The sequence below is a fragment of the Acinetobacter sp. genome, from assembly GCF_036659555.1.
Classification (GTDB): Bacteria; Pseudomonadota; Gammaproteobacteria; order Pseudomonadales; family Moraxellaceae; genus Acinetobacter.
Genome location: NZ_JAVXCI010000032.1, coordinates 1 through 22,119, shown reverse-complemented (window position 1 = coordinate 22,119; position 22,119 = coordinate 1). Strand labels below are relative to the sequence as shown.

Below are 22,119 nucleotides of genomic sequence, written 5' to 3'. Positions count from 1 at the left end.
ATGAAAAATCCATTTATTAGATAAATCATTTAATTATTAAATAACATTCATTATAAAAATAAATACAAATTGAATTACATTACTTTACAATTAGGTGAAAATTTAGATAACTTTTTATCATTATGAACAAAAAACCTAACTTATTTTTCAGATTATGGGATTTTTTAACACTAAAGACATATCATAATAATTTATTGACTAGCGGAGGTTCAACCTATTTAACCGTAGTTTCATTTATTATGATTTTAGCCGCATTTTCTGAAGGATTTGCCTGGGGATTTTTAGGCAGCACTTTTACTCCAGAATCACCTGTAATTGGGTGGGTTGCCTTAGGTTCATTTGTATTTTTATTAATGTGGTTTTTCGACCGATCATTTGCTTCAGCAGACCTATTAAAAGATGAGCATGAAAAAACTTTAAATGGCTTAGAAAAAACCGCTTCTTCTTGGTCTGAAACTTTTAAAAAATCACTCCCCTTTCTTGTGCGTCTAGGAATTGTTATTTTATCTTTATGCATTACAGCACCTTTTTTAACTCAGCTCGTATTTAAGGCTGATATTGAAAATAAAATGTTAGAGCAATATAAGGATAATATTGTTTTAGCAAAAGATAATGGCCTAAAAAACCGGGATAAAAAAATTGCCACTCTGGAAAAACAAATTACTGAAACAAACGATAAATTACAAAAAGAAATTGGCGGTAAAAGCGGTACAGGTTATGGGCGAGGTTATGTTGCGCAAAGTATTGAGCGGCAACTTCACACACTGCAATCAGACTTAACGTTTGCACGATCAGAACGTGATAACTTTTTACTTAAATTTGATCAAGCTGTTGATCGCGGAAATGAAGAAGAATTAAAAAAATACGGAATCACGATTGCTAAAGACAGTCCAATATTTAGACAGCAAGCCATTGATGAGTTTAAATCTGAACCAGCCTTTCAGAAAACAGACCGTGCTGTGCATATTTTTTTATTTATTCTTGGTGTTATTTTAATTTCTGCAAAACTTATGCAGCCACGTACCTTACAAATGTATTTTTCAAGTCGCCTGCAGGAAAAGTGGGCGCTCTATAAGCTTGGTACATTTGACAAATATTTACCTGAACAGGAACGCAGTACTTTGCTTTTGCAAACCAATCAGTCTATTCCAGAAGAATTTGAGGAGATTATTGTTCAGTATGCCAAAGATCAGTGTGATCGAAAGAAACAGGAAATGTTGATGCTTCAAGAACAGGAACGTATTGGCCGAGAAAGACAGCAAAAACTGTTAATTGAAGAAGAAAGAAAATTGCAAAAAGAAAAAATAGAACAAGAAAAAATGGAAAAATTTGAAGAAGACTTAAAAAAAGCAGAGCAAGTCCATTTTGAAAGACTGGCAAAAGAAAAATCTGAGCTGGAAATCCGAGAAAAAACGCGAGTATTTTATGAAACGCAAATCTTAAAATCATTAAATGAAGTTGAAGAAGCAGAACAAAATTATATGAATAATTTTTCCTCTAAAATTGACCAACTCGAGGAGCTTGAAAAGCAGTTAATCACGGAGCTGCATGAAATTGAACGCACCTATAAAAATCATCATGACAATATAGATGCGCGTAATAAGCGAATTATAACTGCTGAGACTGAATTATCAGCGATGCAGGATCTAGCCGGTCAATTGCAGCGCCCGCCGGAGAACCATACAATTGAAAGTTTACGGGCTTTTACTACAGCAGAATCAGCAGTTGTAGACCAAAAGACGTATATCAAAAATATAAAATCTTCCCTTTTGACTTTTGAGACGGATCAAAAGTACTTTAGCGAAAATATGAATAGATTACGCAGTCAACTTAGCAAAACACAAAACCAATTAGTCGAGTTGAGAGAACCGCTTGAGATCATTTCTTCAGCTCGTTCTAAAATTGAAGTAAGAAAAATGGTTTTACTGGGTGATGAAGGCCTAATTGAAACGCCATATGAGCCACATGAAGATGAAGAAATGCCAATGCTTGTAGAAAAGCTAAAGAATCAGTTATCTACAAAAACTCCAACTTACATGAATTCGTAAAATGATGTATTGGTCTGCCATAATTACTATTCTTGCAGTTATATTTATTGTGTGTGCCTATTCTTTTTATAAAAGATATTCAGCACATAAACAATATTGCGAATTTCTAAGAAAAAGTTTGCAAGAGGCTGTTCCGCAAAAGGACAATGATTATTCTGCATTATTGCCAGCAGGTTTAGTTGTTGGGGAATATTTATGGCAAATTTACACAATTGATCCAAGCGTCATTAAAGCTGTAGATTTCAGCAGTACACAAAATTTAGATTCTGCTTATGCTGTTTCAAACTATTTAATGATAAATATGCTTGAACATGATGACCAAGCATATTCAGGCTTTAAAAATCGTTTAATTGGATATATCGGCGAACAAAAAGTTGCAGAAGCATTGCAGCAGCAAGGCACGGATGCTCTTTGGGCTTCAACTTCCAATCAAGAAATTTGGGATTTAAAAATTGATGATCAACTCATTAATGTAAAAACAGTACTTGATATTAATAGCATTAAAGGAACTGCTTTAGCGCATCCTGACGTAACTTATTTAGTGCCTGAAGACACCTATAGGGATATTGGTATCGATAATATTAAACCTTTAGACGGTTTTAACTACCAAGAAGTTACAGATCAACTTAATTCAACCTGCCAGCATATTGATGGCAGTAATGCTTTTAATGCATTTAGCACTCACTTGCCGATAGGATCAGGGATAATAGCTCTTAAAGAAAGACAGAGGCTCCTTAAAGCTGGAGGCGATCAACAAGCAGTCAATAGAAATATATTGATCGATTTTTCTGCGAAAACAGCTGGCAGTTTAACAATGGCAAAAATTGGCGGATTAATTGGTACAGGCCTAGGAAGCCTTGTTTTTACACCGGTGCTTGGCGGTACTCTTGGTGCTGCCTTAGGCGCATTTTGGGGAGCAAAAAAAGGCAAAGCCTTTGGAAAAGTGATTAAAGAGCTAGAACTGCAAAAGCAGAAGTTAAAATTAAATGCTATGTTGGAAAAATTTGGAAAACAATACTTTCCTTACATTGACAAAATTAAATATCAGATTTCGTCATTTGCATATAAAAATCAATTCGCTTTAGCCTCTTTCGAGGCAAAATACCTAAACAGCCCATCAACTAAAAATTGGAAGTCAAAATTTTTTGAGAATACAAATGAAGTTTTTTTTACTGAATTAAAGAGAATTGGGGAAAATAATTTCGCTAAAGAGAAGTTAAAGGCCGACAAGCAAAATATTATTTTAGATGAAATCAGAAGCGCACAAAATACAAAAGCGCTAGCACTATTAATTATTAATAATATCCATTTTCGTGATTTTTTATATGTTGATTTGATCGAATTAAAACTAATTTATGCTCAGAAAGATAAAGTTTATTTAGAGCGTTTTAAGCTATATCCAGATCAATATCCATTAACGCAGAAACTAAGAGATCATAAAAAACTTTATAATACATATACAAAAGACAATTGCCTAAGCTGAAAAAAATGATCTCTCCAGTATAGTTTTTTAATAAGTTAAATTTCTATTTTGGTGCACTGATGCACACCAAAATACTTTAATGAAAACTTTTACTTCATCAAAATTTCATGAAACATATGCCGCAGCCATTGATGGCTGGCTTTATGATGGCAGGACATATGCCAATACTGCTTGACCGCATAGGTCGGAAAAGCGATTGGCGCATCAAAAATTTTTAAATTTCCCCGCGACAGCAGAACCTCACTCAAGTAATAAGGCACAGTGGCAATAGCGTCAGTATCCTGCACCACCAAGCCTACGCCCAGATAGCTGGGCAAGCGCATCAAAATATCGCGCTCCAGCTCCAGCTTCTGCAGCTCATTTTCAATATGGTAATGCCCCATGCCTGCATCAATATCAATATGCGATTCGCTCAAGTACTGCTCAGTACTGATGCTGTCGCCGGTCAGGCGCGGATGGTCTTTGGCCGCAATCACCACATAATACTGCTCAAACAGTTTCTGCTGATAAAAGCCATTTTCCAGATGCGGCAGGAAGCCCAGCGCCAGGTCAATTTCACCGTTGGCCATCTGATAGCCGGTTTCAGACGTAATCGGCCGGACATTAAGGCGGATATGCGATGCATGCTTTTTCAAATACTGCGAAATTTTAGGCAAAAGCACCAAATGAGATACATCGGTCATCGCCAAGGTGAACTGCTGATGCGAAACCGCCTGATCAAAATCAATAGTGAAATTATTGATGACTTCCACTTTGTTCAGCGCTTCGCTGACCAGCGGAAACAGCTGTTTTGACAGTTCTGTCGGCACCATCACATTGCCTATGCGCAAAAACAGCGGGTCATTATAATGCTGCCGGATTTTATTCAGGATATTGCTGACCGTGGGCTGGCTCATTGCCAAGTGCTCGGCGGCAAGCGACACGCTTTTAAATTTATAGACGTAAAAAAAGACGCTAAGTAATTTACAGTCCAGTTCAAACACGAAAGATACTTTCCTTTTCTTTAATCATCATCAGGCAGGTCATCCATCATCTGCCAATTTGCTATCCGTTCCAATGCTTAAATATTACTTTGAAACAATCCAAGTTTCTAGAGCGAATAATATATTAACTGATGCTGCCTAAGCGCTTGAATCCGCCAAATGCAATTATGAAAAAATTGATTCCGCGGACAGGCAGCATGGATACGGCGCTTTAATTGACTCCATCAGCATGGCATTCAGGCAACTATTGCCGCCATAACCAGCATCAGCAACATCCAGCGCGATCAGCAAAATAATGCGCTGATCAGCGGCAGGCTTAATTTTGAAAGCGATTTTGGCTTAATTTTGACGCGTGAAAATGTGCAAAACATTAAACCGCATCTGGAAGTATATAGCTAAATTTTAAAGTCTATATTACGCATAATTACCTATAAAATATGATTGCACTGGATTAATTATTTCGGCAATAACGATGATGCTTGCACTGCCTCATTTTGCTTTAAAAGTTTCAATGCCTTTGCGCAGGCAAGATCCTTCTTTGGAAAGCCCCAAAGGAGCAAAAGTCTTTTGTTGCCCATACACGGCGTCCTTGCCGTGATGGGCAACGTGCGGCATCCCTGCCACACACGCGTATCCGAAGTTTATTTTACTCAAGGGTCTAGGAAACTAAGGGAATTTTCACGGAGTCGTTTAAGAAAACTTAGTTATATCGCTAAGTTTCGAAGTCTGTACCAAATATGATTTTATTAGGTTTTCTGTGTGGTAGCTATTTAGGTAATTAGCTATATTTAAAAGCTGCCCGGCATTTTCAGCAGCCTGAAGAATGCTTAATTATTGAAGATTCTGTGATTGGCGTAGAAGCCGGCAATCAGGCAGGCATAGAGGTCGTGGCGATTTATGACCCGTATTCCGCGCATGAGCTGGAAGAAATTAAAGCCAAAGCGGATTATCTTGTGCAGGATTATGCTGAACTGCTGCAGCAGATCAGTTAAGCATTTTTAATCCACCCCAACCCTCCTTTTTCAAAGGAGGGAGTATTTCGGAATTCAATATGGTATTGAATTCAAGGATGTTCCCCTCTTTTTCAAAGAGGGGTTAGGGGAGATTTATCAATCAGTAATAATAAAATTACGCTTAACTGATCAGCATTAGCAATGCATGCGGGCTTTTTACAGCTTCCTCTGCTTATGTAGATTTCATCGCGCCTGTTTCTTCAAACTGCGCATGCCAAGCCAAAGCTTCGGCCAAAATATGCGGTGTTTGCCCGCCGCGGCCGCAGGCGCGCTCAAAATAGCCGCGCAGCGCTTCACGGTAATCCGGATGCGCGCAGGTATTGATGACTTTCAGCGCCCGTTCGCGCGGAGAAAGCCCGCGCAGATCCGCCAGCCCCTGCTCCGTGACCACAATGTCCACATCATGGTCGGTATGGTCGGTGTGGCTGACCATCGGCACCACAGATGAAATCGCGCCGCCTTTGGCAATCGATTTCGTCACAAAAATGGCAATGTGCGCATGGCGGGTAAAATCGCCTGAACCGCCAATTCCGTTCATCATTTTGGTGCCGGCGACATGGGTCGAATTCACATTGCCGTAAATGTCGAATTCCAGCGCGGTGTTAATGGCAATAATGCCAAGGCGGCGGATGATTTCCGGGTTGTTGGAAAGCTCCTGCGGGCGCAGCACAATTTTGTCTTTGTACTGGTCAAAGTTCTGCATGACATGGGCTGCGCAGGGTTCAGACAAAGTCATGGAAGAGCCTGAAGCAAACGTCATTTTGCCTGAATCAATCAGCTGGAAGGTGCAGTCCTGCAGCACTTCCGAATACATTTCCAAATCGTGGAAATTGGAATCTTCAAATCCTGAAAATACCGCATTGGCAATTGAGCCGACGCCGGACTGCAGCGGGCCTAAATTTTCCGGCAGGCGCCCTGCGGCCACTTCAGCTTCAAAAAAAGTAATTAAATGGCGCGCAATCGCCAGTGTTTCCGCATCCGGCTCGTCCATTTTAAAGGAGGTATCCGGCAAATCATTCAGGACAATTGCCGCAATTTTTTCCGGGCTGACATTAATGCCGATGGTGCCAATCCTGTCACTGGCCTGAACCAATGGAATCGGGCCACGGTTCGGGCGCGCTTTCGGCACATACACATCATGCACGCCTTCCAGCACCGGGTTAATGGTGTTGTCAATTTCAATGATGACATGATCCGCCATTTCAATGAAGTTGGCGGAGTTGCCGCATGAACCGGTTGGAATGATCTGGCCGTCTTCTGTAATCGCTACGGCTGCCACAACCGCCACGTTGATGCGCGGTAAATTGTGGTGGCGGATATTGTCCGCCATTTCCGACAGATGCTGGTCAATGTACATCACTTCGCCGGCATTAATTGACTTGCGCAGGCCCGGATCTGCCTGATACGGATAGCGCCGCGCAAGGGCATGCGCTTCATTTAAGCGCCCGTCAATGCTGTTGCCTAGGCTTGCGCCCGTTGCTAAAGTAATTTTTAAAGGGTGTTCTTTGGCATAATCCGCCAAAGCTAAAGGGACTGTTTTTGCTTCGCCCGCACCGCCAAAACCGCTTAACCCCACCACAGAACCATCTTGAATCAACTGAACCGCCTGCTGCGGGGACATTACTTTGTCGCGCAGGGAGAGCAAGCGAATGCGTTCTAAACCATTCATAATAATATTCTCAATATAAACTTTTATTTCTGCAATCCCAGCGCGCTGAAATTGCAGTTTTGTTATGGCTTATCTAAAAATGCATCCTGCGCTTAAATCAGAGCAGCTCGACAGCAATCGCTGTCGCTTCGCCGCCGCCGATGCACAGCGCAGCCACGCCTTTTTTGCCGCCAGTGCGCTTCAAGGCATGAATCAGGGTAACGATAATGCGTGAACCCGATGAGCCTAAAGGATGGCCCAAAGAACAGGCGCCGCCATTCACATTGACTTTTGCTTCATCTAAATTAAAGCCGTCAATCGCCAGCATGGTCACCATGGCAAAGGCTTCATTGACCTCCCAAAGGTCAACGTCTTTTGCATCCCAGCCGGCTTTCTGCAGCGCTTTTTCAATTGCGCCCACAGGCGCAATGGTGAATTCAGACGGATGCTGCGAATGTGAAGCGTATGCAGCGACTTTGGCCAAAGGCTTTAAGCCGCGCGCCTGCGCAGTTTGCTCCGAAGTAATGACCAGTGCCGAAGCGCCGTCAGAAATAGAGCTGGCGTTGGCCGCCGTGATGGTGCCGTCTTTTTTAAATGCCGGGCGCAGGGTCGGAATTTTTTCCGGCTTGGCGCTTAACGGCTGCTCATCTGTATCAACGACAATATCGCCTTTGCGTGTAGAAACAGTGACAGGCACAATCTCAGCTTTAAAGAAGCCGCCGTTAATGGCCGCTACAGCTTTGTTCAGTGAATTGATGGCAAAAGCGTCCTGCTGTTCGCGGGTATAGCCTTTTTTGTCTGCCATGTCCTGCGCAAGAATACCCATTGAAAGGCCGGTTTCCGCATCTTCCAGACCTTCCTGGAACATATGGTCAGTCACTTTGCCGTGACCCATGCGGTAGCCGGCACGGGCTTTGTCTAAAATGTACGGCGCATTGGACATAGACTCCATGCCGCCAGCCACGACAATTTCCGCAGAGCCGGCCTTAATGGCATCAGCAGCCTGCATCACCGCTTTCATGCCTGAACCGCAGATTTTATTAATCGTGGTTGCGCCGGTGGAGTCCGGCAAACCCGCCTGACGCATGGCTTGACGCGCCGGGCCCTGCTTTAAGCCTGCCGGCAGCACGCAGCCGAAAATCACTTCATCAATATCCGCCGGCTGCAGGCCTGCACGCGACACAGCGGCTTTAATCGCCGCCGCGCCTAAATCCGGCGCTGTGCATGAAGCCAGTGAACCCTGAAAGCCGCCCATCGCGGTGCGTACGCCATCTACAATTACAATCATTTCTTATTTCATCCTGTTTTAGGTTTTATATGCCCTAAGAAGCATAATTGCTTCTTAGGCGTTTTCCATCATTTTCTGCGCTGCAGCGCAGAATTTACGCTTGCGCAGTGAAATATTCTTCAGGCAGCTGCATCACCAGCACCGCGCCGGCTTTAATGCGTTGAGTCCGCGCAGCCAAATCCGGCAGGACTTTGGCGGCAAAATACTGCGCCAGCACCAGTTTGTTCTGGAAGAAAGCTTCCGGTTTCGGCTGGGCCGCCTTGCTGATGCGCGCATGCATATAAGTGAAGCTGAGCAGGCCCACCGCATGCAGATAGTCCACCGCTACGGAATTGCTGAAATCCGGATCGGCTTTGGACTGTTCAACCACAAACTGCGTTAATGCTTCCAGCTCCCCGCAAACCGTCAATACGGCGGCTTTAATCGCCAATGCATCTTCTAAGCCGGCTGCAAACTCACGGATTTCCGCAATATATTCCGCAATAAACGCGCCATTGCACTTCGTGGTTTTGCGGCCAATCAGGTCAATGGCCTGCACGCCGTTGGTGCCTTCGTAAATCTGCGCAATGCGCAAGTCGCGGATGCATTGCTCCATGCCCCACTCGCGGATATAGCCGTGGCCGCCGAAGCACATTTGCGCTTCTAGAGTTGAATCTAAAGCTTTATCGGTTAAATAGGCTTTGGCAATTGGCGTAAGCAATGCAACGCGGTCATTGGCCTTGCGCACCGCTTCCTCATCTGTTGAAAATTTCGTAATGTCCAGCTGCTGGCCCACATACACCGCAAATGCGCGCGAAGCTTCATTGTTTGCGCGGATGTTCAACAGCATGCGGCGCACATCGCCATGCACTAAAATTGAGTCTGCCGGTTTTGCCGGTGTTTTTGCGCCTGTGGCTGCGCGGCCCTGCAGGCGGTCTGTTGCGTATTGGGCTGCGTTCTGATAGGCGTACTCCGCCGCGCCAATGCCCTGAATGCCCATCGACAGGCGCTCATAGTTCATCATCACAAACATGGCAGCCAAGCCTTCGTTTTCATTGCCGACCATATAGCCCTGCGCGCCGTCAAAGTTCATGACGCAGGTTGCAGAACCTTTAATGCCCATCTTGTGCTCAATCGAGCCGGCAGCCACGGCGTTGCGCTCGCCGAGTGAACCATCCGCATTGACCAGGAATTTCGGCACAATAAACAGCGAAATGCCGCGCGAGCCTGCAGGCGCATTCGGTGTTTTAGCCAGAACAAGGTGAATGATGTTTTCACACAGGTCATGTTCGCCACTGGTAATAAAGATTTTCGTGCCTGTAACGTTAAAAGAGCCGTCCGCGTTCGGTTCAGCCTTGGTTTTAATAATGCCCAAATCTGTGCCGGAATGCGGTTCTGTCAGGCACATGGTGCCAGACCATTCACCGCTGTACATTTTCGGCAAATAAGTTTCTTTCTGCGCTTGCGATGCGCGGTCATTCAGCGCCATGCCTGCGCCCACCGTCAGCAGCGGATACAGCATAAAGGACGGGTTGGCGCTCCAGATCATTTCGTCTGCCAGCACGGTCAGCATTTTCGGCATGCCTTGGCCGCCCCATTCTTCACTTGCGCCCAAGCCCACCCAGCCGCCTTCGGCAAACTGCTTGAATGCTTCCTTAAAGCCCGCCGGCGTGGTCACCGCGCCATTGCTGAACTGCGCGCCGCCTGCCTCATCTGCCGTGCGGTTCAGGTCAAGAATCACATTTTTAGAAAATTTCGCCATTTCCTCTAAAATGGCATTTGCCGTCGCCATATCTAAATGGGCAAGATTTTCATTGGCCTGCCAGAACTCATCCGCCTTAAACACATCGTTTAAAATAAAGTCCATGTCTTTGAGTGGCGCGTTGTAAATTGGCATAGTTGCTTCCCTTATTACACTGAATGCCGGCATTTAAAATGCGGCCGGCATTTTTTTAAGATAAAAGTGTCCTAAATAAAGCCCTGAATGCTGCTTTATTTGGATAAAAATATGTGAAATTTTGCGCTCAAGGCCAATTCAGCAAACCGGCATTGATTAAGGTTGAACAGCGTACCTGTCCTGATGCTTCTAGCGCTGCGTTCGGGCAGATAAAAACTGGATAAAGCGGATTAAGCGCCAAAATTGATTTTGCATAGAACCGTACATATAAAACCTAAAGCCAATATCAAATGGACTAGCCTGAAGAGTTCACGGCCGGTAAAATCTGAGCCGCGGCCGCTGTTTTTGTGCGTATTGACAATAGAATAAAAACTCAAAAAAAGGAATTTTATTTGCTGGAAATGACCTCTGCGGTTCACTTTTCTTGACATTATCATTCAAGTTGTGAAAAACAGGAAAAATCAAACAATATTTGAGTGTTTATTTTTAACGCAATTTCAGCACTATGCTCGACGTTAGTGCTATTTTAGGTTATGTAAAAAAAACGTAAGCTAGAAAATTGCGTTTTCCCTCGATGTTTTCGGAACCGATAAAATGACTACAGTACGCCAACAGAATTTTCTACTTCGAAAAGAGAAAATTTTAGCGATGGCAGAAACGTTATTGCTTGATAATAATCAGGATATTACTTTAAGTGAATTGGCTTGCGAGCTGGATATCGCTAAAGGCACAATTTACAAGCATTTTAAAAGCAAAAATCAGCTGTACTTAGAATTGATTATTTTAAATGAGCAGCGCCTGCTGGAAATTTCTAAAAAATACAATAACGATATTAAAACTTATGTTTCGCAATACATGCTGTACAACATGCTGAATTCCAACCGGACCATACTGCTGCATGTCATTGAAGAGCGCTTGACCAATAATGAGCGCAAGCTTAAGGATTTGTTTGAAACGCTGTATAAAATACGCGAAGAGCGCATTATTGAAATTAAAGATATGACCAGCGCTTATTTAAAGTCTTTAGACAGCGCAATGTCAATCCGCGACTATCTTTCCTATATTTGGACAGTCACCTACGGCGCCTCCCTGCTGCTGAATTCGACCCATTACCAGAAATCAATCGGCTCGCGTGAGCGTTTAATCAAGCTGTATGTCAATCAGGCGCTGATGACGCCGGATAAAATTTCAGCGGTTTGAGTTTGACTGCGCCATAAAAAAAGCCTGAATTTTTCAGGCTTTTTCTTTGCCGGCACTCAGGCTTTTACAGCAGGAAAGCCGTCTTCCGCCAAGGCGTCTAAAATTTTCTGTTCATCTGCTGCGGTCTGCACATTCACCAGTTTAGACGCCACATCAATATCAACCGCTGCATTCGGGTCAATGCCTTTAATGGTTGCCGTCACGCTGCGCGCGCAGCCACCGCAGGTCATTGCATCAATACGTAATTTCATACTGCTGTTCCTTGTTAAGGTTTAAATGCACTATAAAGCTTCCCATGATGTGAAGGTCAAGCGCTGAATAAAGGGCGGCTAGAAGTGATCGTCCTGCGCCGCGCCCTGTTCAATTTGATTCAAAATCACGCATTCCGCCTGCTGGTCTCCCGCGCAGCAGTTCACCGACTGCTGCAGCGTATTCACCATCGCCTGCAAGTCAGCAATTTTGCGGTTCAGGGTGTCTATGTGCTTTTGCGCCAGCTGCTTCACTTCGGCGCTTTGCCGGCCCTGATTCTTCCACAGCCCAAGCAGCTCTTTCATTTGCTCCGTAGAAAAGCCCAGCTCACGCGAATGCTGAATGAATTTTAAAGTCTTAATGTCCTGATCGCTGTACATGCGGTAACCGGCGTCTGTGCGCTTCGGCGCCTGCAGCAGGCCAATTTCCTCATAATAGCGGATCATTTTGGCGGATATGCCTGACTGCTTGGCAGCCTGCCCTATATTCATCTTAATCCTCCGTCTGCTTCATCCATGTGGGCTGATAGCCTTTCAGGCGCAGCGCATTGCTGACCACAAAGACCGATGACAGCGCCATGGCTGCCGCCGCTAAAATCGGCGACAGCAGTAGGCCGAAGAACGGATACAGCGCGCCGGCCGCCACAGGAATCAGCGCTGCATTGTAAATAAAGGCCCAGAATAAGTTTTGGCGGATGTTATTCATGGTGGCTGCGCTCAGCCCAATCGCCGTCGGTACAGCCTGCAGGTTGCCGGACATCAGCACCACATCGGCGGCTTCCATCGCAATATCGGTTCCAGTGCCAATCGCAAGGCCGACATCCGCCTGAGCCAGTGCCGGCGCATCGTTAATGCCGTCGCCGACAAAGGCTGTGCAGCCGTATTCTTTCTGCAGCTGCTGCACTGCCTGCACTTTTTCTTCCGGCAAAACTTCCGCAATTACCGTATCTATGTTCAGCTGCCGGGCAATCGCTTCTGCAGTATGGCGGTTATCGCCGGTAATCATCGCCACTTTTATGCCCTGATCATGCAGGGCCTGAATCGCGCTGAATGTGGTCTCTTTAATTGGGTCTGCCACCGCAATAATCGCTGCCAGCTTCTGGTCAATCGCCACATACAGCGGTGTTTTTCCCTGCTCGCCCAGCGCAGCTGCTGTGCCGGCAAAAATATCCGTATTCAAGCCCAGATTCTGCATTAAGCGGTCTGCGCCAATATGCAGCTGCTGCCCGCCGACTTGGGCCTGAATGCCTGCGCCGGTAATGGAGTCAAACGCATCAACATCCGCCAAAGCGATCTGCCTTTGCTGCGCCGCCTGCACAATCGCATGCGCAATCGGATGCTCAGATTTAGCTTCTGCAGAGGCTACTAGGCGCAACACTTCATGTTCTTGAAAGCCATTTGTAACTTGAAAATCCGTCAAGGCCGGCTTGCCTTCGGTTAAAGTGCCGGTTTTATCCACCGCTGCCACTTTGGTTTCTTTCAGGAGCTGCAGTGCTTCGCCTTTGCGGAACAGCACGCCCAATTCCGCGCCGCGCCCTGTACCCACCATAATCGATGTCGGCGTAGCCAGCCCCATCGCGCATGGGCAGGCAATAATCAGCACCGCTACGGCATTAATCAAGGCATAGCTCAGGCTTGGCTCAGGGCCAAAGAAATACCAGACCATAAAGGTTAAGGCTGCCAGCGCCATGACTGCAGGCACAAACCACAGCGTCACTTTATCCACCAGGGCCTGAATCGGCAGTTTTGAGCCTTGCGCCTGCTCGACCAGCTGAATAATCTGCGCCAGCACAGAGTCCTGCCCGACAGAAGTCGCCTGCACCGTCAGACTGCCGCTTTGATTGACCGTACCGCCCACCACTTGCTGTCCGGCGGTTTTTTCGACTGGAACAGGCTCGCCGCTGATCATCGATTCATCTACATAGCTTTTGCCGGAAACCACTTCACCGTCTACCGGCACGCGCTCTCCCGGGCGGATTTCCAGCCGCATGCCTGACTGCACCTGGTCAATATTCAGCTCAATATATTGGCCATTCTGCTCTACACGGGCGGTTTTCGGCTGCATGCCAATCAGGTACTGAATTGCCTGCGACGTCCGGCCTTTGGCTTTGGCCTCCAGATAGCGGCCCAGCAGAATTAAGGCAATAATGACGGCGGCAGCCTCGAAGTACACATATACAGTGCCTTCCGGCAGCACCTGCGGCATAAAGGTTGCAACACATGAAAAAGCGTAAGCGGAGAATGTGCCCACCGCCACCAGAGAGTTCATGTCAGGCGCAGCGCGCAGCAAGGCCGGCACGCCATGCGTATAAAAGCGCCGGCCCGGCAGCAGCAGAATCAGCGTGGTTAATGCAAACTGAAGATACCAGCTGTTTTGCGCGCCAATGGTGCTGAGAATGAAATGATGGAATGCGGGGATCATATGCGAGCCCATTTCCAGCACAAAGACCGGCACTGCCAAAATCAGGGCAATGATTAAATCGCGCTTTAAGGCCTTTAGCTCTTGCTGCTTTTTGTCCGCCTGCGCCTGATCATCTGTCTGCGCCAGCTGCGCTTCATAGCCGGCTTTTTTGACGGCAGCGATGAGGTCTGCCAGCTGGCCACCCTGCACAAAGGCTTTTTCTGAGGCCAAATTCACCGTGGCGGATTGAACGCCATCGACACTTTTCAGCGCTTTTTCCACACGCGACACGCAGGAGGCGCAGGTCATGCCTGAAATATTCAGCTCAACGGCTTTAGATGCGACAGCAAAGCCGGCTTTCTGCACTTCAGTCTCCAGCGTGGCGGCGTCTACGCTGCTCAGCGCTTTTACTGTGGCTTTTTCAGTGGCTAAATTCACCGACGCCTGAATGACCCCGGCCGTTTTATTCAGGGCTTTTTCCACGCGGGATACGCAGGAAGCGCAGGTCATGCCTTCTATTTTCAGTTCAAGCGTTTTGGATGGAACATCATAGCCGGCTTTTTTGACCGCCTGAATGACTGCTTGCGCATCAATCGGCTTGGAACTGCTGACTAAGGCTTTTTCAGTGGCTAAATTGACCGACGCCTCTTCGATATTTTCAACTTTTTTTAATGCTTTTTCGACGCGCGACACACAGGAGGCGCAGGTCATGCCTTCTACCGCAAAACTGAACTGATTTTTTACCGATGAATTTGGCATACTCATGTAAACCCCTCATGCATCACTGAATATATTCTATAGCTTAAACTTTGCCATGTTGGCAAGGTCAAGCATTTAAGCAGAGGGCTTTTATTGTTCAGAGAATCAGCGCTAAACCGTGATTGGTATGAATGATTCATTGATGATTTTCGCTCGTAAGCTGCAGCGCTTGCACTGCCACATTTTTCCTTTAAATGTTTAAATAGCTTTGTGCAGGCAATACCCCACTTTGGAAAGACCCAAAGTGGGCAAAAGTCTTTTGTTACCCATACACGGCGTCCTGAGCCAGTTTTAAGCACTGCTTTAAAATGCAGCGCAAGGATGGGCAACGTGCGGCATCCCTGCCGCACACGCGTATCCAAAGTTTATTTTATTCAAGGGCCTAGGAAACTCGAAGATGAAGGGATTTTCGCGGAGTCGTTTAAGAAAACTTAGCTATACCACTGCCTTAATCAGCGGGGAAAATGTAAAAATCGCCATAAAAAAACTAGGCGGTTGTTGTCGCCTAGCTTTAGTATCAATCAAATCATCTTAAATACTGCCGGTTCAGCTTTGCAGGCTGCACTTGGACAGCCCTAAGCCATTAATCTGCGGAAATATCTTCAAACAAAACCGAAGATAAATAGCGCTCACCGCTGTCCGGCAAAATCACCACAATGGTTTTTCCGGCATTTTCAGGACGGGCAGCCAATTTAGCCGCGGCAGCCATGGCTGCGCCGCTGGAAATCCCGACCAAAATGCCTTCATGTGTCGCAGTCTTGCGCGCCCATTCAATGGCTTCTGCGCTTTCAATCGCCATGACTTCATCGACCAGATCCAGATCCAAGTTCTTTGGAATAAAGTTGGCGCCAATGCCCTGAATTTTATGCGGCCCCGGCGTCAGCGGCTCACCGCGCTTGGCCTGGCCAATAATCGGCGATTCCGCTGGTTCAACCGCAACAGAATAAAGCGGCTGATTTTTAACTTTTTCAAAATAGCTGGAAATGCCGGAAATTGTCCCGCCCGTCCCGACGCCAGAAACCAGAATATCCACTTTGCCGCCGGTCGCTTCCCAAATTTCAGGGCCGGTGGTCAGTTCATGAATTTTAGGATTGGCCGGATTTTCAAACTGCTGCGGCAGGTAATACAGCTCCGGATTTTCCGCTGCTAGGCGCACCGCTTCATCTACCGCGCCTTTCATGCCTTTTGCCGGTTCTGTCAAAACCAGAGTTGCCCCAAAAGATTTCAGCACTTTACGGCGCTCAATACTCATGCTGGCCGGCATAGTCAAGGTAATCGCATAGCCCTTGGCGGCGGCGGCAAATGCCAGCGCAATGCCGGTGTTGCCGCTGGTTGGCTCAACAATATGCATGCCCGGCTTTAATAAGCCTTTTTGTTCTGCATCCGCCACCAAAGCCGCCCCTACGCGGCACTTGACTGAAAATGCAGGATTGCGGCTTTCAACTTTAGCTAAAACCGACGCCCCGCCTGAAATTGAGCGGTTAATGCGCACCAGCGGCGTATTGCCGATGGCTTCCGCATTGTTGCTGTAAACCGCAATGCCTAAATTCGCCGGCGCTGGAAATGCTGAATCTGTCGTCATGAGTCTTTCCTTGCTATTTTTACATCAAAAAGTACATTCTGCATCATACCTATTATTTCAATACAGGCGTATGCTATTTCAGTTCAACTGTCTAAAATAGCTTAGCTTTTTATTGGAAATGCGCTAATATTAGGCAATAAGAATATCTGATGTATTATTTGCTTACATATCAGAAAAATTAATATTTTATTTCACTAAAAACCATAAAAATTGTTCTATTTATTCAATGAATTAAACTGTTATAAACGTATACTTAAGGTTTTGCAAAGGCGGAATAGGCACTCTGAATGAATAGCGATCTAGAAATCAGCAGCATGCGCGATTCTGCAGAATTGGTTGTCGGCGTTTTAAAGTCGCTGGCCAATACAGACCGTCTGCTGATTTTATGCCATTTGGCCCAAGCGGAATTGAATGTCTCTCAAATTGAGCAGATTACCCAAATCAGCCAGCCGACGCTTTCACAGCAGCTGATGATGCTGCGCAAAAGCGATGTAGTCACGACCCGCCGTGACGGCAAGCAGATTTACTACTCCATCAAAGACCCGAATTTAGTCACTGTGCTGCAGACCCTGTATCAGCTGTACTGCCATCAGGCGCACAAGCCGCTTTAATACTCAAGCGGCGCCTCTAGAACGGCTATGCATAACCCTGCGCTGGCAGCCTGAATCTATTGCTTAGCCTTTCCGCCTTAATCCTCTGTTTCCTTCATTTTCCGCTCTTTCAGCGGCAGCTGATTGCATGCCTTCATGCAGGCTGCGGCAAATTTTGCGCAGTCCAAGACTTATTAGCATTTTTTATGCATAATATATATTAAATTGTGATTTAGACTATTTTATGCCGGATTTCAAAGCTCAAATCTTAAAGCATCTCCCCGCATGGCAATGGTTGCAGGACTACAGCGCCGGCAAATTCAAGTCTGACGCTTTGGCTGCATTGATTGTGATTGCCATGCTGGTGCCGCAAGGCATGGCCTATGCCATGCTGGCTGGCCTGCCGCCGATTATGGGGCTGTATGCCAGCATGATTCCCATGATCATGTATGCACTGATCGGCGGCAGCACCACGCTGTCCATCGGGCCCGTCGCCATTATTTCCATGATGACCTTTGCGACCTTGAATCCTTTATTTGAAGCGGGTTCTCCGGCTTATATTGAAGCCGCCATGCTGCTGGCGCTGCTGGTCGGCATCATTTCATTGCTGCTGGGCCTGCTGCGTTTCGGCTTTTTAATTCAGCTGATCAGCCATCCAGTCATCAAGAGCTTTATTATTGCCTCAGCTCTGCTGATCGCTCTGGGCCAGCTGAAGTTTTTGGTGGATATCCCGCTTAACGGCAACAGCATCCCAGAATTCGTGCAGAGCCTAGTGCAGTACATTTCCAATGCCCACATGGTTTCCCTGATTTTCGGCATCGCCTCCATTCTGTTTTTAATTTATGTGCCTAAAATTTTAAATTCACAGGCTGTGCAGGGGCGCATCGGCTCGACCAATTTCATTGTCAAATCTGTGCCTCTCATTTTAGTGGTCATTTCCATTGCCTTAACCGTGTTTTTGGGGCTGAAAGACCTCGGCATTAAAACCGTAGGCGAAATTCCTTCCGGCTTTCCGCCGGTGCGCATCCCGCACTGGAACTTAGATCTAGCGCTGACGCTGCTGCCCGGCGCAGCCATGATCACCATGATCAGCTTTGTCGAGTCATTGTCGATTGCGCAGGCCACGGCGCTGCAGCAGAGAAGCCATTTGAACAGCAATCAGGAGCTGGCTGCGCTTGGCCTGGCCAATATCAGCGCGGGCCTGACCTCAGCATTTCCGGTGACCGGCAGCCTGTCACGCACCGTGGTGAATGCCGATGCCGGCGCTAAAACGCCGATGGCCGGGGTGCTGTCCTCACTGCTGATTATTCTGGTTACGCTGTATTTCACCGGCTTTTTTAAAGACCTGCCTTTGGTGATTCTGGCGGCCACGATTATTGTTTCCATTTGGAAGCTGGTGGATTTCAAGCCTTTTCTGGACACTTGGCGCTATTCCAAGGCCGACGGCATCGCCATGTGGATTACCTTTTTTGGCGTGATTTTTATTGATATTTCCACCGGCCTTATGATTGGCATTGTTTCCACATTTATTTTAATGCTTTGGCGCATCAGCCGCCCGCATATGGCGGTCATTGGCCTGGTGGAAGGCACGCAGCATTTCAGGAATGTGCAGCGCCGCCATGTGCTGACCTCGCCTGAAATCATGTCGATGCGCATTGATGAAAACCTGACCTTTTTAAATGCCAATGCCTTAAAAGGCTTTTTAATCAATCAGGTCAGCCAGCACCCGCAGCTGCGGCATGTGGTCATCAACTGCTCTAGCGTCAGCAGCATTGATTTCAGCGCTTTGGAAATGCTGGAAGACATTAACAGCGAGCTGAATAAGCTGGATATCCGTCTGCATTTTTCCGAAATCAAAGGCCCGGTAATGGACCGGCTGCAGCACTCAAAACTGCTGAAGCAGCTCAGCGGACAGATTTACCTGACGCACTATCAGGCCATGCAGGACCTGTCGCGCAATACGGCCGAGTACCTTATTTAAATGAGAAAAAATCTTAGATTTTCAAGGAAGCAGGCCATGAAATTTATGGCCTGCCTGAAAATAGGCTGTAAAAATATAGAATATCAATTGAAAAAATAAGCACTTAATTTTTATATCAGATTTGTTTTAAGCCTGAAAGATTTTCAGTATAAAATATCGGGATTATTTTCAACATTTTGTCATCGTAATTCTGACAAGGCTCCCCTATGTTTTCAGCTTTTACGCGTTTGAGTTTAGTCACTCGGATTATTATTGCCATAATTTTAGGTGTATTGGCTGCTGTTCTTTTTCCAAACGCCGCGCCATACCTCAGCCTGCTTGGCGACCTATTCATTAAAGCGCTTAAATCGGTTGCCCCGATTCTTGTCTTTGTCTTAGTTTTATCTTCTATTGCAAATTTTAAAGTCGGCAGCAGCAATGCTTATATTAAGCCGATTATGCTGATGTATGCTTCAGGCATGTTTTTCGCTGCCTTAAGCGCAGTCGTCGCCAGCATGCTGTTCCCTAGCGTTCTGTTTTTAGATGCGCCGGCTCAAGGCGAACTGAGCCCTCCCGGCAGCCTTGCAGAAATTTTAAAGAACCTGCTGCTGAGCTTTGTCGCCAACCCGGTCACGGCCATTGGCGAAGCCAACTTCATTGGCATTTTAGCTTGGGCTGTGGCTTTAGGCGCGGCTTTCCGCCATGCATCAGACCAGACCAAAGTCTTTCTGACCGAAGCTGCTGAAGCGGTAAACCGGGTCATCCGCCTTGTGATCAACTTTGCGCCGCTGGGCATTTTCGGCTTGGTGGCGGTGACTTTTGCGGATGCAGGTCTAAGCACGCTGGTCAGCTATGCGCATCTGTTGGCCGTACTGCTGGGAACCATGTTCTTTGTGGCTTTAGTGATCAATCCTATTATGGTGGGATTGGTGACCCGGGCCAACCCATATCCTTTAGTCTTTCAATGCCTGCGCGAAAGCGGCATCACGGCGTTTTTTACCCGCAGTTCAGCAGCCAATATTCCGGTGAACTTGGATCTTGCGAAACGCTTAGGCGTTCCGGAATCCACCGCCAGCGTGGCCATTCCTTTGGGCGCGACCATCAATATGGCGGGTGCCTCCGTGACCATTACCGTACTGACTTTGGCCACCGTGCATACGCTGGGAATTTCGGTTGACTTCACCACCATGCTGATTCTGTCTGTCATTGCCACAGTTTCCGCATGCGGGGCATCGGGCGTTGCCGGCGGCTCACTGCTGTTGATTCCGGTTGCTTGCGGCCTATTCGGCATCTCGTCGGATATCGCTATGCAGGTTGTCGCCATCGGCATGGTGATCAGCGTGCTGCAGGATTCGACTGAAACTGCGCTGAATTCTTCGACTGACGTCTTATTTACCGCTGCAGTAGACCGCGGTTTAAGATAATATACTGATAAACGTATATTAATTATTCAATCTGCTATGCCTTTTTATACCTTGCCGCTGTGGGTTCAATTTGGCGCATTCTTTCTCGCAATGAATGCGGGCATGGTCAATGTGCTGGGGCTGGTGACTGTGCTGCACCAGTCCGTTTCGCATATGACGGGCAATGTCAGCATGCTGGCCATGGCGGTTTTAAACTGGCATCCAGCATCTATTGTTTACCTGTTCTGCATTACCCTGTCGTATGTGATCGGCTCATTTTACAGCGGGCTGATTTTAGGCAATAGCCATTTCCGCCTGGGCAGGCTCTACGGCGCGCCATTGAGCCTTGTGGCGTTTTTCACGTTCCTGTGCTGGCTGCTGCTGCCCTATTTTCCGCGCTATGCGCTGCTCTGGGCCTGCGTGGCGATGGGCGTGCAGAATGCCATGGTCAGCCACTATAAAGGCACCATTATCCGCACCACGCATTTGTCCGGCGTGCTGACCGACTTAGGCTTGGCTTTGGGCTACCGCGCCAGAGGCTTAGAGGTGGAGCGCAAACGGGTCATTCTGCATTTGCTGATTTTATTTGGATTTTTTATAGGCGGGCTTATTGCCAGCCTGATTTATCCTTTATTAAAATTGAATTCATTCCTTGTCCCTGCAGTATTCAGCTTCGCGTTAAGCACTGTATATTGGGTCATCTATCTGCGTTATCAGCATATTCAAAATTGAATTTGGAACATCTTATGGTTAAAAATGCATTACAGGCACAGCTATTGAAAGCAGGTTTGGTCGATAACAAAAAAGCCAAAAAACTGTCTAAGCAGGCGGTGCATGAACAGCGTACCGGGCAAAGCAATGAAGCTGAAATCAAAGCCAAAATTGCGCAAGATCAGGAGCAGAAGCAGGCGCGCGACCATGCCATTGAGCAGGAGAAAAAAGCCGCGCTGCATGAAAAAGAGCTGAAAGCGTCTATTCTGCAGATGATCAATCAGCAGAAAATCCGCAATACGGACGGCGACGTATCGTATCAGTTTATTGATGAAGGCAAAATCAAAAAGCTTTACATCAATCAGCAGATTTACAATGCCCTTGTCGCCGGCAGTCTGGTCATTGCCAAAGAAAATGACCGCTACGCATTTTTGCCGATGGCGCTGGCGGAGCGCATTAATGCGAAAATGGAAGGCTTTATTATTGTGAACAATTCTGAACAGAATGATCAGACTACAGATGAAGAAGATCCGTATGCAGCGTATGTCATTCCTGATGATTTGATGTGGTAAGCGCCGGCGCTTAGCATTCAAAGGTTCTGGATTGGGTAATGTTAATCTACTATAGCTCTTTTATTATTACCGATTGAAAGTTCCTTCTCTTGCGCCATACATGACTCAGGGAGAAGGTTAGGATGAGGAATTTTTTTTAATAAAATCCTCTCCCTGAGCGGTATTCCGCGCAAGTCTCCTTAAAAAGGAGAGGGAATTTCCATTGTGCATTAAATACTATTTAAGAAATGGCTCATGAAAGAAGTCTAATCTCCCATAACCGCTCTTTTATACAAATGCTCCCTTTCCTGCTCCAGCACCAAGCACCAAGCACCAAGCACCAAGCACCAAGCACCAAGCACCAAGCACCAAGCA

Annotated in this window: 15 protein-coding genes and 3 pseudogenes; 9 read left to right on the top strand and 9 right to left on the bottom strand. The window is 46.6% G+C overall.

What is annotated here, in order from left to right; all coding sequences use genetic code 11:
- Positions 1-122: 122 nt before the first annotated feature.
- Both RSA72_RS06210 and RSA72_RS06205 read left to right on the top strand, forming a co-directional pair.
- On the top strand, positions 123-2,048 hold the full coding sequence (locus RSA72_RS06210) for a DUF4407 domain-containing protein (RefSeq protein ID WP_332623717.1): 1,926 nt from the start codon (positions 123-125) through the stop codon (positions 2,046-2,048).
- Position 2,049: 1 nt separating this feature from the next.
- A complete protein-coding gene (locus tag RSA72_RS06205; protein ID WP_332623718.1) occupies positions 2,050-3,531 on the top strand; it encodes an oxidoreductase in 1,482 nt (493 codons plus the stop codon).
- An 89-nt stretch (positions 3,532-3,620) separates the two neighbouring features.
- On the opposite strand, the gene RSA72_RS06200 is transcribed toward RSA72_RS06205, so the two are convergent.
- Complete coding sequence (locus tag RSA72_RS06200; RefSeq protein WP_332623720.1) at positions 3,621-4,514, bottom strand: LysR family transcriptional regulator; 894 nt, start codon at positions 4,512-4,514, stop codon at positions 3,621-3,623.
- Positions 4,515-5,326: 812 nt separating this feature from the next.
- On the opposite strand from RSA72_RS06200, the pseudogene RSA72_RS06195 reads away from it, so the two are divergent.
- Positions 5,327-5,506 (top strand): annotated as a pseudogene (locus RSA72_RS06195) (HAD family hydrolase); the annotation flags it as partial.
- A 193-nt stretch (positions 5,507-5,699) separates the two neighbouring features.
- Here RSA72_RS06195 and RSA72_RS06190 read toward each other — a convergent pair.
- The 3 genes from RSA72_RS06190 to RSA72_RS06180 form a co-directional block, all read right to left on the bottom strand.
- The gene (locus tag RSA72_RS06190) at positions 5,700-7,196 is read right to left on the bottom strand and encodes a succinate CoA transferase (RefSeq protein ID WP_332622297.1); all 1,497 of its coding nucleotides are present in this window, start codon (positions 7,194-7,196) and stop codon (positions 5,700-5,702) included.
- A 97-nt stretch (positions 7,197-7,293) separates the two neighbouring features.
- A complete protein-coding gene (locus RSA72_RS06185; RefSeq protein ID WP_332622298.1) occupies positions 7,294-8,463 on the bottom strand; it encodes a thiolase family protein in 1,170 nt (389 codons plus the stop codon).
- A 94-nt stretch (positions 8,464-8,557) separates the two neighbouring features.
- Positions 8,558-10,339, bottom strand: a complete 1,782-nt coding sequence (locus RSA72_RS06180) for an acyl-CoA dehydrogenase C-terminal domain-containing protein (RefSeq protein ID WP_332622299.1) — start codon at positions 10,337-10,339, stop codon at positions 8,558-8,560.
- 594 nt (positions 10,340-10,933) lie between these two features.
- Here RSA72_RS06180 and RSA72_RS06175 point away from each other — a divergent pair.
- On the top strand, positions 10,934-11,539 hold the full coding sequence (locus RSA72_RS06175) for a TetR/AcrR family transcriptional regulator (protein ID WP_332622300.1): 606 nt from the start codon (positions 10,934-10,936) through the stop codon (positions 11,537-11,539).
- Positions 11,540-11,595: 56 nt separating this feature from the next.
- Here RSA72_RS06175 and RSA72_RS06170 read toward each other — a convergent pair whose 3' ends face one another.
- The 5 genes and pseudogenes from RSA72_RS06170 to cysK all read right to left on the bottom strand — a co-directional run bounded on the left by RSA72_RS06170 (position 11,596) and on the right by cysK (position 16,529).
- Positions 11,596-11,790: a heavy-metal-associated domain-containing protein gene (locus tag RSA72_RS06170; RefSeq protein ID WP_332622301.1), complete on the bottom strand. Its 195-nt coding sequence runs from the start codon at positions 11,788-11,790 to the stop codon at positions 11,596-11,598.
- A 78-nt stretch (positions 11,791-11,868) separates the two neighbouring features.
- On the bottom strand, positions 11,869-12,279 hold the full coding sequence (gene cueR / locus RSA72_RS06165; RefSeq protein WP_332622302.1) for a Cu(I)-responsive transcriptional regulator: 411 nt from the start codon (positions 12,277-12,279) through the stop codon (positions 11,869-11,871).
- Between the two features lies 1 nt (position 12,280).
- A pseudogene (locus RSA72_RS06160) lies at positions 12,281-14,524 on the bottom strand (heavy metal translocating P-type ATPase); the annotation flags it as partial.
- Positions 14,525-14,536: 12 nt separating this feature from the next.
- Positions 14,537-14,953, bottom strand: a pseudogene (locus tag RSA72_RS14585) (copper ion binding protein); the annotation flags it as partial.
- 577 nt (positions 14,954-15,530) lie between these two features.
- Positions 15,531-16,529, bottom strand: a complete 999-nt coding sequence (gene cysK, locus RSA72_RS06155) for a cysteine synthase A (protein WP_332622304.1) — start codon at positions 16,527-16,529, stop codon at positions 15,531-15,533.
- Between the two features lie 287 nt (positions 16,530-16,816).
- Here cysK and RSA72_RS06150 point away from each other — a divergent pair, with 287 nt between their 5' ends.
- The 5 genes from RSA72_RS06150 to RSA72_RS06130 all read left to right on the top strand — a co-directional run bounded on the left by RSA72_RS06150 (position 16,817) and on the right by RSA72_RS06130 (position 21,765).
- On the top strand, positions 16,817-17,140 hold the full coding sequence (locus tag RSA72_RS06150; protein ID WP_332622305.1) for an ArsR/SmtB family transcription factor: 324 nt from the start codon (positions 16,817-16,819) through the stop codon (positions 17,138-17,140).
- Between the two features lie 223 nt (positions 17,141-17,363).
- Positions 17,364-19,100 carry a SulP family inorganic anion transporter gene (locus RSA72_RS06145; RefSeq protein ID WP_332622306.1) on the top strand — a complete coding sequence of 579 codons (1,737 nt, stop codon included), beginning with the start codon at positions 17,364-17,366 and terminating at the stop codon, positions 19,098-19,100.
- Between the two features lie 206 nt (positions 19,101-19,306).
- Positions 19,307-20,503: a serine/threonine transporter SstT gene (gene sstT, locus RSA72_RS06140; RefSeq protein WP_332622307.1), complete on the top strand. Its 1,197-nt coding sequence runs from the start codon at positions 19,307-19,309 to the stop codon at positions 20,501-20,503.
- A gap of 36 nt (positions 20,504-20,539) precedes the next feature.
- Positions 20,540-21,214 (top strand): YoaK family protein, encoded by a 675-nt coding sequence (locus RSA72_RS06135; RefSeq protein WP_332622308.1) that lies wholly within the window; start codon positions 20,540-20,542, stop codon positions 21,212-21,214.
- 14 nt (positions 21,215-21,228) lie between these two features.
- Positions 21,229-21,765: a DUF2058 domain-containing protein gene (locus tag RSA72_RS06130; protein WP_332622309.1), complete on the top strand. Its 537-nt coding sequence runs from the start codon at positions 21,229-21,231 to the stop codon at positions 21,763-21,765.
- Positions 21,766-22,119: the final 354 nt, after the last annotated feature.

What these genes read in the sequence shown, in the direction of transcription:
- cysK (WP_332622304.1), bottom strand. Translation starts at nt 16,529, where the DNA reads ATGACGACAGATTCAGCATTTCCAGCGCCGGCGAATTTAGGCATTGCG.
- RSA72_RS06135 (WP_332622308.1), top strand. Translation starts at nt 20,540, where the DNA reads ATGCCTTTTTATACCTTGCCGCTGTGGGTTCAATTTGGCGCATTCTTT.
- RSA72_RS06205 (WP_332623718.1), top strand. Translation starts at nt 2,050, where the DNA reads ATGATGTATTGGTCTGCCATAATTACTATTCTTGCAGTTATATTTATT.
- RSA72_RS06150 (WP_332622305.1), top strand. Translation starts at nt 16,817, where the DNA reads ATGAATAGCGATCTAGAAATCAGCAGCATGCGCGATTCTGCAGAATTG.
- RSA72_RS06145 (WP_332622306.1), top strand. Translation starts at nt 17,364, where the DNA reads ATGCCGGATTTCAAAGCTCAAATCTTAAAGCATCTCCCCGCATGGCAA.
- sstT (WP_332622307.1), top strand. Translation starts at nt 19,307, where the DNA reads ATGTTTTCAGCTTTTACGCGTTTGAGTTTAGTCACTCGGATTATTATT.
- RSA72_RS06190 (WP_332622297.1), bottom strand. Translation starts at nt 7,196, where the DNA reads ATGAATGGTTTAGAACGCATTCGCTTGCTCTCCCTGCGCGACAAAGTA.
- cueR (WP_332622302.1), bottom strand. Translation starts at nt 12,279, where the DNA reads ATGAATATAGGGCAGGCTGCCAAGCAGTCAGGCATATCCGCCAAAATG.
- RSA72_RS06185 (WP_332622298.1), bottom strand. Translation starts at nt 8,463, where the DNA reads ATGATTGTAATTGTAGATGGCGTACGCACCGCGATGGGCGGCTTTCAG.
- RSA72_RS06210 (WP_332623717.1), top strand. Translation starts at nt 123, where the DNA reads ATGAACAAAAAACCTAACTTATTTTTCAGATTATGGGATTTTTTAACA.
- RSA72_RS06170 (WP_332622301.1), bottom strand. Translation starts at nt 11,790, where the DNA reads ATGAAATTACGTATTGATGCAATGACCTGCGGTGGCTGCGCGCGCAGC.
- RSA72_RS06175 (WP_332622300.1), top strand. Translation starts at nt 10,934, where the DNA reads ATGACTACAGTACGCCAACAGAATTTTCTACTTCGAAAAGAGAAAATT.
- RSA72_RS06180 (WP_332622299.1), bottom strand. Translation starts at nt 10,339, where the DNA reads ATGCCAATTTACAACGCGCCACTCAAAGACATGGACTTTATTTTAAAC.
- RSA72_RS06130 (WP_332622309.1), top strand. Translation starts at nt 21,229, where the DNA reads ATGGTTAAAAATGCATTACAGGCACAGCTATTGAAAGCAGGTTTGGTC.